The organism is Acinetobacter sp. YH12069 (genome assembly GCF_013419675.1).
GTDB classification, from domain to species: domain Bacteria; phylum Pseudomonadota; class Gammaproteobacteria; order Pseudomonadales; family Moraxellaceae; genus Acinetobacter; species Acinetobacter amyesii.
The window spans coordinates 38,107-50,911 of sequence record NZ_VOZS01000019.1 but is presented as its reverse complement, the minus strand read 5'-3'; the positions used below and the strand labels follow the sequence as shown (position 1 = coordinate 50,911).

The following is a 12,805-nucleotide window of genomic DNA, read 5'->3' as shown; positions in this document are numbered from 1 at the left end:
GGTGCATTCTAGAGCATTTCAGAATCATTGCAACCCCCAATTCACTATATTTTTCACGTATGTATTTTTTATAAGCGTTTTTGCTAAAAAAATTGCAATTTTACCTATTTTTTAAGCATTTTTTATAAATATTTAGCAGATAGTCGATATTTAATTAAGTAAATTTCTTATATCTAGCAAATCTTTTTCAGCGCTTTTAATTCTAATAAAAGTGACTTTGATTGCTTATTAATCATTAGTCTACTTTTCTGCCTCAAAGCACATCATTTTTTTCTGTCATCACACCGATTCAAGCTTTATAGACTTTTTTTGCGTGCATTTTTATATTTCCCAGCATTCTTTTAACGTTCATATGCTAAATGTTGCATGACTTCCAAGATGACTTGTTGCTTTCCACGGAAATCTTCAGCAGAAAATAGCAGCTTTGCACGTCGAGGGAGTTGTTCTCGTACCAATGCAAATAGTTGGTACTGTGCTGCGATATCCAAATCATGTAATTGTTGCTGCGCCTCACAAAATAATGCTCGCTTATGCTGTGTGGTTTGGTAGTCAAATAAATATCTCAAGATTCGATCGATCTGTTCATCATGATTATCGGTATTGTAATACGCCATGTTGTTGCTCTTTTTTGATTTTTGACCATTGTTCCATAAGGCCTGTTTTTGCAAAAATCATTTTAATTACATGCTTAGTCATTTTTGCTGATAAAAATACAGCCTATTTATTTGAATAATCACTATTAACGATCACAGTCATAAAAAGCCACTATTTTTGGGCTTTAGACGCATAGAGCGCAGGCTGCATTTCACGTACACTCTTTTTATTTTTTAGGTGCAGGATGCCAACACAGTTTTTTCCACGCTTATTCTTACTATTAAGCGGATTAGGATTATTAGCTTTTGGTGTCGTACTCTCTATACATTCAAATTTAGGGACATCCCCTATTTCTTCGGTGCCCTACAGCTTTAGCTATATCTTTCCACTCACCGTCGGCACATTAACAGTATTAATGCATATCGTCATGATTCTGCTGCAAATGCTGATCTTAAAATCACGCTTTCAGTGGATACAGTGGTTGCAATTACCTGTGGGAATTTTATTTGGTGCATTTATTGACAGTTTAATGTGGCTCACCCAAGGCTGGAGCATAGAAAGTTACCCACTTCAACTCTTGGCTTGCTTGGCAAGTTGCCTGATTACCGCTTTAGGTGTGAGCTTAGTGGTCAAAGCCAGTCTAGTCCTCTTAGCCGCAGAAGGTCTCTATCAAGCCATTGCTGTTCGTTATCGCCTTGATTTTGGCAACTGTAAGACCTATGGCGACATCCTCTTGGTCAGTATTGCAGTTATCAGCAGTTGGCTGGTCTTACATCAAGTCATCGGAGTACGTGAAGGCACCATTATTACCGCACTTTTAGTCGGGACTTTAGTCAAGCGGATCTTACCTAAATTAAGCTTCATTCAATTTGGCCCTAAGCCCTAAAACCAAGCTCCATGAACATCTATCTAAGTAAAGACATTTTAAAGCTCGATTGAATCGGGCCTTTTTTCTGGCGCGATTAAAATCTTTAATACAGAAATGAATGTGATTTTTGAAAGGAATAGCTCAATTTTACAAATAAAAAAGGGAAAGATCTCTCCCAAAATCTTTCCCTTAGAATTGAATCTTTAGTCGATCCATCGTGTAGTTATTATAGTTATTTGTTAACTCACTAAAAAAAGAGTCCCTTGGGGAAGAGACTTATAAAAAGTGGAGTTATGATTATGTACCCTCTAGATGGTATATATCTCTCTCTAGATGAATAAATCTTATACATAAAATTCGAGAAATGCAACACATTTGGCAAAATTTAAGTGTTGTTTTTATAAGGTTTTTTTTGAATTTGCTTATTTATATTATTAATATATTAATTGGTAAAAAAAAGCAGGCCGAAGCCTGCTTTTAATTCAATAACTTAACTAAAAATTCAAGAATTTATTAGTCGGTAAAAGTTACTTTTGCGATCGCTTTTTTGCTCGCTTGGATGATCAAAGTTTTGTTTTCTGACACAGCATAACCTGCATCAACCACTTCCCAATCCACTTTCACCCCGCCACGACCAATTGCATCTTTTGCTTGAGCTGCATTTTTAGTCAAACCCGCTTCACGCAAAATAGAAGTAATGAAAATCTCACCACCAAATGCGCCACGAGAAATCGTCACTTCTGGTGTACCTTCTGGAAGTTCACCTTCAGTAATCAAGTTACCTGCACCTTTGTGCGCATTTGCCGCAGCTTCTGCGCCATGGAAACGCTCAACCAATTCAAGTGCAAGAATTTTCTTCACTTCTTGTGGATTACGGCCTTCAGCCACTTCTTTGAGCAACTGTTGAATGTCTTCAATCGATTTAAAGCTCAACAAGTCAAAGTAACGTTCGATCAAATCATCTGGCATTGACAGCACTTTTTGGTACATCGCACCCGGTGCATCAAATACAGCAATATAGTTACCCAAAGATTTAGACATTTTATTTACGCCGTCTAAACCTTCAAGAATCGGCACAGTAATGCACACTTGAGACTCTTGGTCATAACGGCTTTGTAATGTACGACCCATCAGCAAGTTAAAGGTTTGGTCTGTACCCCCCAACTCTACATCCGCTTCTAGCGCAACTGAATCATAACCTTGCACCAATGGATATAAAAACTCGTGAATCGCAATCGGTTGATGGCTGTTATAACGTTTAGTGAAGTCATCACGTTCCAACATACGTGCCACAGTTTGCTGTGAAGCCAACTGAATCAAGTCAGCAGCAGTTTTTTGACCAAACCACTCTGAGTTAAACACAACTTTAGTTTTCGCTGGATCTAAGATCTTAAATACTTGTTCTTGATAAGTTTTAGCATTTTCTAAAACTTTTTCACGTGACAACGGTGGACGCGTAGCGCTCTTACCCGTTGGGTCACCGATCATGGCTGTATAGTCACCAATCAGGAAGTAAACTTCATGACCTAAATCTTGGAAAACTTTTAATTTATTAATCAGAACCGTATGACCTAAATGTAAATCAGGTGCAGTCGGGTCAAAACCCGCTTTAATTTTTAATGGGCGATTCTGCTTTAATTTCTTAAGAAGATCTTCTTCAGAAATAATCTCATGTGTGCCTCGTTGGATGAGGGCAAGTTGTTCTTCAGCCGGCAGGAAATTTGACATCACAAAATCCAAATAGATCAGTTATACAATTTGTGCGATATACTAACACTTTTTCAGCACATTGCAGGCTTAAGAATCATCATGACAGCGATCTACATTGGGGTAATGACCGGCACAAGCATGGATGGTGTCGATATTGTTGCTGCTTCTTTTGATCCTTTAGAGATTCATGCGACGCTCACACTTCCCTTTGACCCAGACCTTCGTGATGAACTGATGGCGCTCACTTTGCCTGATGATAACGAAATTGATCGTATGGGTAAGGCAGACGTTGCATTAGCTCAAATGATCGGTCATGGCATCAATGAATTGATCGAGAAAAATCAGCTAGATCGTAGTCAAATCAAGGCGATTGGTTCGCATGGACAAACCATCCGTCATCGCCCTGAACATGGTTTTACCCTACAAATTGGCGACCCAAACATTATCACCGAACTCACTAAAATCCCTGTGATTTCAGACTTCCGCCGCCGTGATATGGCTGCAGGCGGTCAAGGCGCACCTTTAGTTCCTGCGTTTCATCAAGCGCTTTTCCAACATGATACTATTCACCGTGTGATTTTAAACTTGGGCGGCATCGCCAATGTCAGCATGTTACCTGCAGGCAAACCTGAAGATGTCTATGGCTTTGATACAGGCCCTGCCAACATTTTAATGGATGCTTGGTGCGAACGTTATACTGGTCAGCCCTATGATGAAAATGGCAACTGGGCAGCTTATGGTCAACCTATTCGCAGTCTGCTCGACCGCTTACAAGCGCACGAGTTTTTCTCTAAGGAACCACCAAAAAGCACAGGTCGTGAAGACTTCAATCTAGAATGGTTAGATGAACAGATTCTCGATTGGCGTGGAGATCTCGAATATGACGAACTCGAAGATACGCCAGAAAACATTCAAGCAACCTTAATGAAACTCACCACACGTGCCATTAAAAAAGCCATTTACCGTTCTGATATGGATACCGGTGAAGTCTATGTATGCGGTGGTGGTGCATACAATTCGCACCTATTAGAGCAACTGCGCTGGCGTCTACGTAAACATGAATGGACGGTGCAAAGTACCGCAGATTTAGGCTTAAGCCCAACATGGGTGGAAGCCACAGCCTTTGCTTGGTTGGCGATGCGCTTTGTCAATCAGCTTAGTGCAAATTTACCAAGTGTGACGGGTGCTGCTGGCTATCGTATCTTAGGTACAATCACTGCGGTTTAAGAGTCAAAAACATATAAAAAAGGTCTGCAATTGCAGACCTTTTTATTATTGATGAATTAACGCATCATATTTTTCGCATTTTCATTACGAAATGCCCGTAAAATCTGCTGTCCCGCCCGACCTGTTGGACTTAAACCCAGTCGATTTTGCTCTTGTCGAATGGCTTGACGGGTTTTATCTCCAATTAATCCATCCACTTTACCGATGTCATAGCCGCGGTTAAGTAAAAATTGTTGAATCTCACGTCGTTCCGCACGTGAAGTCCCAGGATCATCGGTTGGCCATGTCGTACTAAAGCCACCCTTGCCTTGCAAGCGATCGGATAAATGCGCAATCGCTAATGCATAACTCTCTGCCGCATTATAGCTGTAGATTGCATCGAAATTTTTAAACACTAAGAACACAGGCCCACTTGCCCCAGCCGGTGCCATTAAACCTGCTTGGCTTGATCCAGAAAGGTTACCTTGAATTAACGGCGTACCATCGGCACGCTGCAAACCACGATTCATCCAGCTGTCTAATGACTTTTTATTACGGCGACTTTCTCCACTGATCGACATGCCATCCGGAATTTTGACTTCAAAGCCCCACGGCTGACCAGTTTGCCAACCACGCTTTTTCAGGAAGTTGGCTGTAGATGCCAACGCATCCGTGGTGCTCGATACCAAATCACGGCGGCCATCACCATCAAAATCCACGGCCAGTTCTTCATAAGTACTCGGCATAAATTGGGTATGACCAAATGCACCTGCCCACGAACCTTTCAATTGTGATTCATTTAAATCACCACGCTGCAAAATCCGCATGGCTGCAAAAAACTCGCCACGGAAATAGCTTTGACGGCGTCCTTCACAACTTAAAGTGCCCAATGACTGTAATAAAGGATAGCTACCCGCAATATCACCAAAATTACTCTCCACACCCCAAACCGCGACCACGGTTTCAGCAGGCACACCATAAGCCGCTGCGACACGGTTTAATACATCACGATGCTGCGCCAATTTCTGCTGACCCAGTTGTACACGCTCTTCATCTACCAGACCGGACAGATAGTCCCAAATCGGAGTTGAAAACTCAGGCTGATAGTTGAGCTTTTCAATCACAGAATAATCAGGTGTTAAATTTTGTGTATAGCGATCATAAGTGGATGCACTCACACCAGCATTCATTGCTTGCGAGCGCAAATTGGCTAAACAACCTTGAAAGTTATTTTGTGGTGAAATGCTGCTTGTTGTAGGCATGCTCGACGCATTGACAGACTGACCATTAATAATCAACTCGGCATTTGCCTGAGTTATTGCCAATAAAGCAGTCCCGAAAACAAATCCTAAGTGATGCTTCATACCCTAGATCTTTTTTGAATTTAAATTGTTGCTTTAACAATAGCAGCTCAAAGCAAAAGTTAAAGGTTCAAAACGTAAATTTAAATTCATATTTTATACTTATTTAAATTCATTTTTAAAATTTGAATTCAAAAGCAGTTATCCACAACCCAACTTTAAATTCATTAGAAACCAAACACCAGTTTAAATTTAAATTCAAAACTTTTAAATTTAAAATAAATTAGGCGCATAAAAAATTACCCACAAATGCAAAATGGGGGAAAAATTTATTTTTATTATTAATAATCAAAATATTATAGGTTTTAAAATACACTCCCTATAGATCCAATAAGTCTGAGCAACTTTTAAATTCAAATTTTTAAATTTAAACTCAGCGAAATGAATTCATTTTTTCAAATTTGAATTCATAAACTTTGAATTCATTGCTTTTGGTATAGGATTTTTTGAATTCAAATTCATAGTTTGAATTCAAAAACACAATTTAAATTCAAAACGCTTTGGTTATTTTTGATTTTGATTCACACACATCACAGGCTATTGATACACAAAAAATCATACGAAGATTAACGCAGAATATTTATAAACGAACGAACACTTTATGATCCATAGTTTCTTATCGTTTCACCGATAAGCGGTGTGATTTTGCAAAGAGGCGCAATCATGCCCGAACTATAGCGATAAAAAAAGCGGCCATATGCATGACCGCTTTTTTATCATTCAAACTCAAGTTTAAATGGTCATATCTTCGCTAAGCGCCAGCGGATTCGGCAAAATTTTCGCCAATGCGCGGCATAAAGCTGTTAATTCAGCGGTATCGTTCGGCATTAAAGTGATGTGACCAATTTTGCGACCTTCACGCTCTGTTTTGTTATACAGATGCAAATGCGCGCCATTCAGTGCCAATACATCTTCAGATTTCGGATGTTGACCAATGATGTTTACCATGACCGTTGGACGAACAACTTCAGTTGAACCCAAAGGTAGACCTGCTACAGCACGAATGTGGTTTTCAAATTGTGAACACACTGCGCCTTCAATCGACCAATGCCCCGAGTTATGCACACGTGGCGCCATCTCATTGGCATATAAGCCTTTATCCGTCACAAACAGCTCTAACGTCAAAACACCGACATAATTCAAATGATTGAGCAGGCGAGTAATGTAATCTTGCGCAACTGGTTGTAAGTCTGCACTGTTTGGTGCAGGCACAATCGAATGCGACAAAATGCCGTTGTGGTGGTGGTTTTCCGCCAATGGCCATGTTTTCACATCACCATCTTGACCACGCACCGCAATGATTGAGACTTCACGTGAGAAGGTTACAAAGCTTTCTGCGATCAATTCACCTGCAGGGCCTAGTTCAGCCCATGCTTGATCCATTTGCTCAGCGCTACGTAGCACAAATTGACCTTTACCGTCATAACCGCCACGCGATGTTTTCAGTACGATGGGTAAACCCAACTCAGCAACAGCAGCTTGTAAACCCTCGAAAGATGTCACGGCCTTATAAGGTGCAACTGGGATAGCCAATTCATCAAACAAAGCCTTTTCGGACAAACGATGCTGTGCAATCGCTAAAGCTTGGCGCGGTGGGTGCAATGCTTTGTTCTTAGTCAACACATCAACATCTGCTAACGGAGTATTTTCAAACTCTAAGCTGAAAACATCTGCGCTCTGAATGAAATCTTGCAAACCATTTTCAGCTTGAGTCGAAATCACTGGACCCAGCGCTGCAGAAGGGCACTCAGTACTCGCTTCAAAGAAGGTGCATTGAATGTTTAAAGGCAATGCCGCTTGCGCCATCATGCGACCCAACTGGCCACCACCAAAAATACCAATGGTTTTATCCATGAGAAATGCCCCTTAATTAAGCTTGACCCGGAATATTTTTACTCGCCACTTTATCGGTTTGCGCAGCGCGGAAATCTGCAACATTTTTTGCGATTTCAGGACGCGTTAAACCTAAAATTTGTGCCGCCATGATCGCTGCATTGGTCGCACCCGCTGGGCCAATCGCCAAAGTACCAACTGCAATACCTGCTGGCATTTGCACGATAGACAGTAATGAATCCACGCCGTTTAAAATTGATGATTTTACCGGTACACCAAGTACAGGTAGGTCAGTCTTGGCTGCGCACATGCCTGGCAAATGTGCTGCGCCGCCAGCACCGGCAATAATCACTTGAATACCACGATCACGTGCGGTTTCAGCATATTCGAATAATCGATCTGGAGTTCGGTGTGCAGATACAACTTCCGCTTCAAATGGGACGCCAAGCTGTTTGAGCATATTGGCAGTGTTTTCTAGAGTTGCCCAATCCGATTGAGAACCCATGATAATTCCAACGAGAGGAGTGTCTTGTGAAGCGGCCGCATTCATTGCAATGTTTCCAGAGATTAAAGTAAGAGAGAGTAAATCTCGACTAGAGCCAAGCTTTAATAAGAGCCCCATATTATAGACTGAAAATTCATCTCAATAAAATTTAACGGTTGTCTTTAAAGAGAAAACTCCATAATATTTTGATGAAAATATTTTTATTTTTTTCAATTTTATAAAAACTTTTATTAAATCAATATTTATAACTGATGTTACGCACATAAAAGTAATTTTGCATTTTTAAAATGATTTTTAAGCCTATTCGACGGAGTCTTACATCTTAGGGATTGAATAAAGGGATTAGCCTTCGGCTGGAGGTACTTTTGTTTCAGCAAAAGTACCCAAAACCATTGTCATCCGCAAAACTCGTTCACTAGCGTCTAATTATTCAAAAATATCGCAAAACATTTTTGATTAGAAGTAGTCCTGTCTCAAACACTTGCGGATGACCTTACCGCGTATCGTTCTTTTATTTGAATCAAATTACGCTCCTGATGTTACTGCGTAACATCAGTTTATAAGACACCTTAAACATAAAACAGATCTTTATCCTGCTCACTTTAGCCCTAAGCTCTCCGAGTTTTGCCCAACTCGTTCAACTCAATACGAGCCAATGAATCAATTAAGCACTACGAAATACGAAATAGACACATCCAAAAAGGCATAAACCTGCCCACAAATAGTCCAATTTAAAGGGTTGTTTAAAAAGGAAAATCATAAATGGAACAAAGACCAATAGCGTCACGACTTCTTGTGTAATTTTCATTTGACCCAATGACCACCCATGTTTGGCCAACAGTCGCGTTGCTGGAATCATAAAACTGTATTCGAGTAATGCAATCGCCCATCCAAATAAAATCGCTTGCCAAAGCGGTGCATCATGTAAAAACTTCAGATGTCCATACCAGGCCAAAGTCATAAAACAGTTGGAAATAATCAATAAAAACAGGGCAAGTGACATAAGCAATCAAGATCGCAAAAATTTGCTCTTATTGTACGTTTTTCATCATGATTTCGCGCCTATTTTCCGTGTTTTTATCCTCAAGAAATTTGCGCACATTTGATCAGTTACGAGCTCAATCTTTTTGCACGATCTCATACAAAAAAATCTATCTTTTCCCTAAGACCCTTGCTATGGTTGCTCTCAAGTGAAATTAACCTTTTCAACCAAATCTATAATGACAACACCACAATAACAAAGTGATGTGTCGATAAAAGCAGTGGAGTTAGAACGAATGCATCTGCATATCTTGGGTATTTGTGGCACCTTTATGGGTTCATTGGCGCTCTTGGCGCGTGATTTAGGACATAAGGTGACGGGTTCAGACCAAAACGTCTACCCACCAATGTCTACCCAATTGGAAAATGCAGGCATTACCTTAATGCAAGGCTATGACCGTAACCACCTTCAACCACACCCTGATCTCGTGATTGTCGGCAATGCCATGAAACGTGGCATTGATGCTGTGGAATACATGTTGAACGAAGGCCTGCCTTATATTTCTGGCCCACAGTTCCTTGCAGATCACGTCCTACAAGGCAAACATGTCTTAGGTGTTGCAGGCACACATGGTAAAACCACAACCACAACCATGTTGGCATGGGTGCTCGATCAAGCCGGTTTAAACCCTGGCTTCTTGATTGGCGGCGTACCCTTAGGCTTTAGTGAAAGCGCACGTTTAGGCGGTGGTGAATATTTCTGTGTAGAAGCCGATGAATATGATTCGGCATTCTTCGACAAACGTTCGAAGTTTGTGCATTACCATCCTAAAACAGCGATTTTAAATAACCTTGAATTTGACCATGCTGATATCTTCGATGACTTGGCGGCGATTCAAAAGCAATTCCATCATCTGGTTCGTACTATTCCAAGTGAAGGCCGTATCATTGCGCCCATCACAGAGACAAATATTGATGAAGTCTTGGAAATGGGCTGCTGGACACCTGTAGTGCGTACATCTTTAGATGCCAATGACAAATCTGAGCTGTATGCAGAGCAATTGTCTGCTGATGGTTCACATTTCAAAGTACTGCAACATGGTGTCGTGAAAGGCGAAGTCAAATGGAATATGACTGGGCAACACAGTGTAGCCAATGCTTTGGCAACCATTGCTGCAGCTGAACATGTCGGTGTTTCGATTGAAACGGCGTGTGAAGCGCTTTCAAACTTTGGTGGTGTAAAACGTCGTATGGAGCTTTTGGGCACAGTACGTGGCGTTGAAGTGTATGACGACTTTGCACATCACCCAACGGCGATTGATACCACGTTAGAAGGTGCGCGTAAGCGTCTAGGTCAACGTAAGCTTTGGGCGGTGATTGAGCCACGTTCTAATACCATGCGCATGGGTAGTCATAAAGATGGCCTTGCACATTCTGCACGCTTAGCGGATGAAGTGATTTGGTATCAACCTGAAGGTTTAGATTGGGATCTACAGCCTGTGATTGAAGCTGCTGCGAATAAAGCTGTCGTGGCACGTTCACTGGATGACATCATCCAAACCATCGTAAGCGAGGCAGGCGAGGGCGATGCTGTAGTGATTATGTCGAATGGCGGTTTTGGTGGTTTACATCAGAAGTTGATCAGTGCATTAAAAGCCTAAATCAACTGGATAAAATGAAAGAAGCCCGCGAAGCGGGCTTTTTTTATTTTATTCACACTCAGCTTAAAAATAATGCTGATAGCCTCGGTTTTTATAGCCTGAATCCAGCTTAACCGGCTGTTCAACATTTTCTAATCTTAACAATGTCGTTAAAAACGCCTGAATTTGTTCCGTATTAAGCAGGTTTGGTTGAAAGCTTGAATGTCCAAAGCGCTGGAATAAACTGGCAATTTCACTATGTCGATTTACATATTTCATCGACCATTTTGAAAAATCGATTTGATCAATAGTTTGATCAGGATAACGCACAATATCCCGATGCCGCGTATCTTGCGCAATATGCTGAAAAAGCTGTTCGAGAGCCGCTTGTTCACCTTGCAGGCATTGGAAGAACCGGCCTTCTGCATAGTACAGCACGCCAAAAATACGCTTTTCAGTATTAAAGCTGCGGGCTCTCACCAAAATATCACTTAAATCTTGTATTAAATCAAATTGTTGTTCTATACGTGTACTGGCATAACAGAGTTGTATCATTGTGTTTATTCTTCAAGTATTTGCATGATTTTAACGCGGGATGAGCGACAAAATTAGTGTATATTTGTATGTTTTTTAATCAAATGTGCTTTTTAACTTACAACAGAAAACCGATATCACGGATACCGAAATTAGCTTCAAATTTTTAAACTGATCAACATTAAAACAATGAAACGATTCCTCTTTGAGGATGAATATAGAGGTCTCCCATGCTCAAAAATTTATTCATATTTTTATCGATCACTTGTGTATATTTTGCTGCCTTAATCATCCTGAATAATTTTGGCATTTCAGATTTTTTAAATGTCGTGATTTGCTCGCTTATCTTAGGAATAACACTGCGCACCGTGATTCCTCACTATCTTATTTATTTACTGATGATGATGACCATTGGCAGTATTTATTTTGTGCTGAATGATTTTGCTTTATTAAATATCATGTGTTTAAGCTTGGTTTTAGGAATATTGATCTGCTCAATTTTGTTCCAATTGTGGCCACATATCGTCAAAACACCATCAACGCTGTTGAAACTCAAGCTCAATTGAGCACAACGCAGTTTTTAAATTTTCATACTGATAAAACGCCCGCATCGCGGGCTTTTTTAGGCTTGAATATCGGCTAATGTCTTGTCTCGGCGAAACATCACCTCTACATAAGAACAGGTTGGGATAATTTTTAAGTGTTTGTCACGAGCAAATTCCACCAAATGATCCAATAACACACGAGCAACCCCTTGCCCACGTAAGGAATCATCTACCCACGTGTGATTTGCCACAATAGTGTGTTCATCACGCCATAAGTAACTCATTTCTGCGAGGCGTATACCCTCAGCATTTAACTGAAAAAATTCACCTTTTTGACCGTTATCTTGATGTTGCATAGTCACTGTTTTTTCTTCCTTTTTATGAAAAAATACACCGTGTAACAAACGAGAAAGTGATCGGTACAGAACTTAAACGACCTATATTCAACTGTAGGTGATAATAAATCCGTACACCTTTCACATTAATTAAAAAACAATTAAATCACACTTGCCGGATATTTTTATTATGGACCTTTATCTTGTCGCCATCTTTGTATTACTCATTGCTGCAGCATGCTTGGTTGTATCGCTGTATAAATCACGATCTTAATTCAATTTCACAATTAGATTTCAAATAAAAGAACAGCCTGATCGCAATACGATCAGGCTGTTTTTATTTATCCAAATGATTAATCTACATCACGCTGTACAATTTAGCGTAGAACATCACGAATCGATTCATCTTTATCAAATACAGATTTTGCAAAAGGGCAGAGTGGAATAATTTTCACGTTCTTTTCCCGAGCAAAATTCACTGCTGCATCGAGGAGATGTCGTCCAACACCTTGTCCTCGCAAGCTATCACTGACATCGGTATGATCAATAATAAATTTATCATCGCCTGCCCATGAGTAAGTCATCTCTGCCAAACGCTCCCCATCTTGCTCAACAAATAAAGCTCCTTTTTTTTGATCATCATCTTGTTGTACAAACATCTTAAATTTCCTCCATTTTTTTATAAATTGGCAT

13 protein-coding genes are annotated in these 12,805 nt (G+C 40.4%); 3 read left to right on the top strand and 10 right to left on the bottom strand.

Features of this window, described 5'->3' with window-relative positions; all coding sequences use genetic code 11:
• Positions 1-341: 341 nt before the first annotated feature.
• A complete protein-coding gene (locus FTU16_RS13265; protein ID WP_078194471.1) occupies positions 342-614 on the bottom strand; it encodes a hypothetical protein in 273 nt (90 codons plus the stop codon).
• 224 nt (positions 615-838) lie between these two features.
• Here FTU16_RS13265 and FTU16_RS13260 point away from each other — a divergent pair, with 224 nt between their 5' ends.
• Positions 839-1,480, top strand: a complete 642-nt coding sequence (locus FTU16_RS13260; RefSeq protein WP_180163446.1) for a YitT family protein — start codon at positions 839-841, stop codon at positions 1,478-1,480.
• Positions 1,481-1,975: 495 nt separating this feature from the next.
• On the opposite strand, the gene tyrS is transcribed toward FTU16_RS13260, so the two are convergent.
• Positions 1,976-3,208 carry a tyrosine--tRNA ligase gene (gene tyrS, locus FTU16_RS13255; protein WP_180163449.1) on the bottom strand — a complete coding sequence of 411 codons (1,233 nt, stop codon included), beginning with the start codon at positions 3,206-3,208 and terminating at the stop codon, positions 1,976-1,978.
• Between the two features lie 63 nt (positions 3,209-3,271).
• Between tyrS and FTU16_RS13250 the strand changes: the two genes are divergently transcribed.
• Complete coding sequence (locus FTU16_RS13250; RefSeq protein WP_078189534.1) at positions 3,272-4,399, top strand: anhydro-N-acetylmuramic acid kinase; 1,128 nt, start codon at positions 3,272-3,274, stop codon at positions 4,397-4,399.
• A 56-nt stretch (positions 4,400-4,455) separates the two neighbouring features.
• On the opposite strand, the gene FTU16_RS13245 is transcribed toward FTU16_RS13250, so the two are convergent.
• The 4 genes from FTU16_RS13245 to FTU16_RS13230 all read right to left on the bottom strand — a co-directional run bounded on the left by FTU16_RS13245 (position 4,456) and on the right by FTU16_RS13230 (position 9,080).
• On the bottom strand, positions 4,456-5,742 hold the full coding sequence (locus tag FTU16_RS13245; protein ID WP_180163445.1) for a lytic murein transglycosylase: 1,287 nt from the start codon (positions 5,740-5,742) through the stop codon (positions 4,456-4,458).
• A 729-nt stretch (positions 5,743-6,471) separates the two neighbouring features.
• Entirely contained in the window at positions 6,472-7,593 is a 1,122-nt protein-coding gene (locus tag FTU16_RS13240; RefSeq protein ID WP_078194467.1) for a 5-(carboxyamino)imidazole ribonucleotide synthase, read from the bottom strand.
• Between the two features lie 16 nt (positions 7,594-7,609).
• Positions 7,610-8,122 (bottom strand): 5-(carboxyamino)imidazole ribonucleotide mutase, encoded by a 513-nt coding sequence (purE, locus tag FTU16_RS13235; protein WP_078189531.1) that lies wholly within the window; start codon positions 8,120-8,122, stop codon positions 7,610-7,612.
• Positions 8,123-8,741: 619 nt separating this feature from the next.
• Positions 8,742-9,080 (bottom strand): DMT family protein, encoded by a 339-nt coding sequence (locus tag FTU16_RS13230; protein ID WP_078189529.1) that lies wholly within the window; start codon positions 9,078-9,080, stop codon positions 8,742-8,744.
• A 274-nt stretch (positions 9,081-9,354) separates the two neighbouring features.
• Here FTU16_RS13230 and mpl point away from each other — a divergent pair, with 274 nt between their 5' ends.
• Positions 9,355-10,719 carry a UDP-N-acetylmuramate:L-alanyl-gamma-D-glutamyl-meso-diaminopimelate ligase gene (gene mpl, locus FTU16_RS13225; protein ID WP_168379502.1) on the top strand — a complete coding sequence of 455 codons (1,365 nt, stop codon included), beginning with the start codon at positions 9,355-9,357 and terminating at the stop codon, positions 10,717-10,719.
• A 63-nt stretch (positions 10,720-10,782) separates the two neighbouring features.
• Here mpl and FTU16_RS13220 read toward each other — a convergent pair whose 3' ends face one another.
• The 4 genes from FTU16_RS13220 to FTU16_RS13205 form a co-directional block, all read right to left on the bottom strand.
• Positions 10,783-11,253, bottom strand: coding sequence for a BLUF domain-containing protein (locus tag FTU16_RS13220; protein WP_168379503.1), 471 nt, complete (start codon positions 11,251-11,253; stop codon positions 10,783-10,785).
• 160 nt (positions 11,254-11,413) lie between these two features.
• On the bottom strand, positions 11,414-11,599 hold the full coding sequence (locus tag FTU16_RS13215; RefSeq protein WP_162689776.1) for a hypothetical protein: 186 nt from the start codon (positions 11,597-11,599) through the stop codon (positions 11,414-11,416).
• Between the two features lie 255 nt (positions 11,600-11,854).
• Positions 11,855-12,139, bottom strand: coding sequence for a GNAT family N-acetyltransferase (locus FTU16_RS13210; protein ID WP_111885720.1), 285 nt, complete (start codon positions 12,137-12,139; stop codon positions 11,855-11,857).
• Between the two features lie 350 nt (positions 12,140-12,489).
• The gene (locus FTU16_RS13205; RefSeq protein ID WP_373683902.1) at positions 12,490-12,795 is read right to left on the bottom strand and encodes a GNAT family N-acetyltransferase; all 306 of its coding nucleotides are present in this window, start codon (positions 12,793-12,795) and stop codon (positions 12,490-12,492) included.
• Positions 12,796-12,805 lie beyond the last annotated feature (10 nt).